We start from the raw sequence: 1,340 nt of genomic DNA, 5'->3' as shown, positions 1-1,340 counted from the left end.
TGCCGATATCCGTACCTTTCCTGTTTCCCAACCAGGAGATTTTCCCCTCGGTTTAGGTAGTTTCGTCGGAGTACCAATGTCAACTAAAATCGATAACATTGATTGGGCAACACGTCCAGGAGTTAAATCGCTCGTAGCAGATTGCCAAGGCAGTCGATTTTCTTTAACTAAATCCCTAGCCAGCCAGAGTTGCCAACTCATCAAGGGCATTAAATCACTCCACCGCTCACATTGAGAGGGAGTTCTCAGGTTAGGCAATGTCCAATGTAATCTTTGCTTGGCAAACCGATACCAATGATCCACTCCAAAACGTCGTAAATACTTAAACCAAACTATTTCTAAAGGTAGAGTTCGTTTTCCCGCCCAAGCCAACCACAAGGGTGGAAACGGCTGACCGTTTGACATGGGATTGAGTCTTTCGATGAGAATTAAATTGACAGGATGTTCAGGGGCGCGATAAAAATGTAAGTCAAGCCATTGACGGACTCGGACTTGTCCCAACTGTGGATGAGAGTCAATTTCGATCGCAGTATCCACTTTGAGCCATGTGGTTGGGTCATTGAGTCTCATTTTGGACCCGTGTTTTCGCGGTCTACCGCGACCACTATAGGCTGGTGGTGCTGACCAAAAACAAGCATTCTTTCGGACTCTCATTAAGCAATCAGCTTGAATATCTGCTTGCGCTAATACCCAAGTTGCATTGCCATATTCTCGGTCTAAGACTGCTAATATTGGGTTGACGCTTTGTTCGCAAACAAGTTTGAGTTGGGAAGCTGCTTGAAGTATGGGTGAAGACCCACTACTAATTCTTTCATGGAGTAGGGGTAATGCCCAACTTCCTTGTTCTTCAGGTATCCAGGCAATTGTACTATATCCCTGTCCAACAATGCAGCCTTTCTGATATTCATGGGTTCTGTCTTTTAATGTTTGAGCGTCAGGTCTCGCCCATGCAGTGTGGTCAATTGCCACTAATATATGTTCTGTTCTAGGTACTTGCTGCTGTAATTGCTCTTGATACAGCATCATCAGTTTTTTCCGGTCTGGTCTACAGTCTTGTAAGGCTTCATAGACGCTTGACCATTGACGATTGAATAGCGGACTGAGCGAAAATTCCGCCAAACAAGCCGCATTCCTGGTTGTCATTACTGCATCCATCAGCTCTCTTGTTGCATCTTTCGCCAGCACTAATAACTCGTATGCTGCTTGACGAAAGTCTTTTAATCGTTCACTGTTCATTAAGGGAGTGGATAGGTTTTCTTTTCACCCTTATTCTCTCCCAGCGCGGTGGCTCTAGTTCTTCTGAAGCCACCTTTCTCATCTTTATTTAGTCTAAACTACAG

At 44.8% G+C, this 1,340-nt stretch carries 1 protein-coding gene; it reads right to left on the bottom strand.

Annotated elements, in window-relative coordinates:
• Positions 1 to 1,236 (bottom strand): NF041680 family putative transposase (locus tag QUA13_RS32475; RefSeq protein ID WP_333205208.1); only part of this gene is annotated, 1,236 nt, incomplete at its 3' end.
• Positions 1,237 to 1,340 lie beyond the last annotated feature (104 nt).

The sequence above is a fragment of the Microcoleus sp. S28C3 genome (assembly GCF_036700785.1).
GTDB lineage: Bacteria > Cyanobacteriota > Cyanobacteriia > Cyanobacteriales > Microcoleaceae > Microcoleus > Microcoleus asticus.
This window is presented reverse-complemented; position numbering and strand designations above follow the sequence as displayed.